The 2,541-nt window shown below is 63.8% G+C and carries 3 protein-coding genes; 2 read left to right on the forward strand and 1 reads right to left on the reverse strand.

What is annotated here, in order from left to right:
• The first annotated feature begins 120 nt into the window (after window positions 1-120).
• Both rodA and B7G52_RS22920 read left to right on the forward strand, forming a co-directional pair.
• Window positions 121-1,275 carry a rod shape-determining protein RodA gene (gene rodA / locus B7G52_RS22915; RefSeq protein ID WP_096699967.1) on the forward strand — a complete coding sequence of 385 codons (1,155 nt, stop codon included), beginning with the start codon at window positions 121-123 and terminating at the stop codon, window positions 1,273-1,275.
• Between the two features lie 39 nt (window positions 1,276-1,314).
• A complete protein-coding gene (locus tag B7G52_RS22920) occupies window positions 1,315-2,214 on the forward strand; it encodes an NAD(P)-dependent oxidoreductase (RefSeq protein ID WP_240523595.1) in 900 nt (299 codons plus the stop codon).
• 184 nt (window positions 2,215-2,398) lie between these two features.
• Here the strand turns inward: B7G52_RS22920 and B7G52_RS22925 are convergent.
• Window positions 2,399-2,541: transposase (locus tag B7G52_RS22925; RefSeq protein WP_141397505.1), on the reverse strand; the 143-nt coding region annotated here is incomplete at its 5' end.

Genomic DNA, 2,541 nt, shown 5'->3' on the forward strand with positions numbered 1-2,541 from the left:
GCGGGGGGAGGGAGTGGGGAGTTGCGCCTACTGTCCACAGCGGACCACCGGCGGAGCGTGATGCCGGGGTAAGGGCATTCGGTAGCCTGGCAGCATCCAGCTGGCAGATAATCCCACCTCATGTCCGCCGTTTTCGACAAACCTTCCCTTTTCCAGCGCGCCGCCCCGATGTTCCAGGGCTTTGACGGCCCGCTGGCGTTTGCCGTTTTCCTGCTGGCCAGCGCCGGCCTGCTGATCATGTATTCGTCCGGCTTTGACCACGGCACCCGCTTCATGGACCACGGCCGCAACATGCTGATTGCCGGGGGCATCATGTTTGTCGTGGCGCAGATCCCGCCGCAGCGCCTGATGGCGTTTGCCGTGCCCCTGTATGTGCTGGGCGTGGCCCTGCTGGTTGCCGTGGCGATTTTTGGCATCACGAAAAAAGGCGCGAAACGCTGGATCAACCTGGGCATCGTGATTCAGCCCAGCGAGATCCTGAAAATCGCCATGCCACTGATGCTGGCCTGGTGGTTCCAGAAACGCGAAGGGCAACTGCGTCCGCTTGACTACCTGGTTGCCTGCCTCTTGCTGGTGGTGCCGGTGGGCCTGATCATGAAGCAGCCCGACCTGGGCACCTCGCTGCTGGTGCTGGCGGCTGGGCTGGCGGTGATCTTTTTTGCCGGCTTGAGCTGGAAGCTGATTGCGCCGCCGGTGCTGCTGGGGCTGGCCGGCATTTTTCTGGTGGTCTGGTTCGAGCCACAGCTGTGCGCCGACGGCGTGCGCTGGCCGGTGCTGCACGACTACCAGCAGCAGCGCATCTGCACGCTGCTCGACCCGACGCGGGACCCGCTGGGCAAGGGCTTTCACATCATCCAGGGGATGATCGCCATCGGCTCGGGGGGGGTGTTCGGCAAGGGCTTCATGCAGGGCACGCAGACCCACCTGGAGTTCATCCCCGAACGCACCACCGACTTCATTTTTGCCGCCTACTCCGAGGAGTTCGGGCTGGTCGGCAACCTGGCGCTGATCGCCGGCTTCATTTTCCTGATCTTTCGCGGCCTGGTCATTGCGCTGGAGGCGCCCACGCTGTTCGCCCGCCTGCTCGCCGGCGCGGTCACCATGATCTTTTTCACCTACGCCTTCGTCAACATGGGCATGGTCAGCGGCATCCTGCCGGTGGTCGGCGTGCCGCTGCCCTTCATCAGTTACGGCGGCACGGCCATGGTGACCCTCGGGCTGGCGGTGGGCATCCTGATGTCGATCTCCAAGGCCAAGAGGCTGGTGCAGAGTTGATTCCTCGCCCGCGCCTGGCCGATCATTGACCCAATGACCATGTCCGCCTCCATGTCGCCTGCGCCACCAGTCCATCCAGTCGCCATCATCGGCATAGGCAACATGGGCGGCGCCATGGCGGCCAACCTCCTTTCCCGGGGCTGGGCCGTGCAGGTTTGCGACATCGACCCTGTGAAAGTCGCCGATCTGGAAGAAAAAGGGGCTTCCGCCCTTTCTGTACCTGCGCAGGCAGCTATCAATTCAGTAGCGTTTATCGTTTGTGTGGTGGATGCCGCGCAGACCGACGCCGTGTTGTTCGGCGCGGACGGCCTGGCCCGCATGCTGCAACCGGGGCATACCGTGATGTTGTGCCCGACGATCTCACCGCAGGATGTCGAGGCTTTTGCGGCCCGGCTGGCGGCGCTGGGTGTGCACACGGTGGACGCGCCCATGTCGGGCGGCCCGGCGCGTGCGCGGGATGGGTCGATGAGCCTGATGGTCGCCTGCACACCGGCCGTGTACGAAGAGCAGGTGGACTTGCTGCAGGCCCTGTCGGGCAAGGTCTTTCGCATCAGCGACCAGGCCGGTGACGGCGCCCGCACCAAGCTGGTCAACAACCTGCTGGCCGGCATCAACCTGGTCGGGGCGGCCGAGGTGCTGGCCCTGGCCGGGCGCCTGGGCCTGGATCCGGGGCGGACCCTGGACGTCATCGAGCAGTCCAGCGGCCAGAGCTGGATAGGCTCCGACCGCATGCGCCGGGCCATTGCCGGCGACTATGTACCGCGCGCGCATGTGACGCTGCTCGAAAAAGACACCCGCCTGGCGGTCGAAGCGGCCCGGGCCGCCGGCTTCGAGGGGCCGCTGGGCGCACGCGCCAGCGAAGTGTTTGCCCAGGCACATCGGGCGGGGCTGGCCGAACTCGACGATGCGGCTATTTTTAAATACCTGGCTGACCGTTAGGCCGCGTCGGGCGGCCCGGGGCCGGCACATGGCGTGCAGCAAACCCGGGAACAAGTTCTTGCGCTCCAGCCTGGGGTCGGCTACAAAGAGGGGCAAGCGCTTGTAGTCCCTTTTTCTCAAGGAGTATCGTGATGGCCGGTAAATTCGAACTCAAGAAATCCAAAAACGACAAGTTTCTGCTTCGTCAGTAAAATCTGTGGGCGAGTTGCGGCTCAGGAAGCTTGCCAAGTACGTGATATAGGGCGAGTTCAGTGATTCTGAAGGTCCGAAACCCGTAGGATTTTCTCATGGTCACTTTGACCTTGTTGTTCAGACCCTCGACGACGC

It is taken from the genome of Polaromonas sp. AER18D-145, assembly GCF_002379095.1.
Classification (GTDB): Bacteria; Pseudomonadota; Gammaproteobacteria; order Burkholderiales; family Burkholderiaceae_C; genus Polaromonas.

What these genes read in the sequence shown, in the direction of transcription:
- rodA (WP_096699967.1), top strand. Translation starts at nt 121, where the DNA reads ATGTCCGCCGTTTTCGACAAACCTTCCCTTTTCCAGCGCGCCGCCCCG.
- B7G52_RS22920 (WP_240523595.1), top strand. Translation starts at nt 1,315, where the DNA reads ATGTCCGCCTCCATGTCGCCTGCGCCACCAGTCCATCCAGTCGCCATC.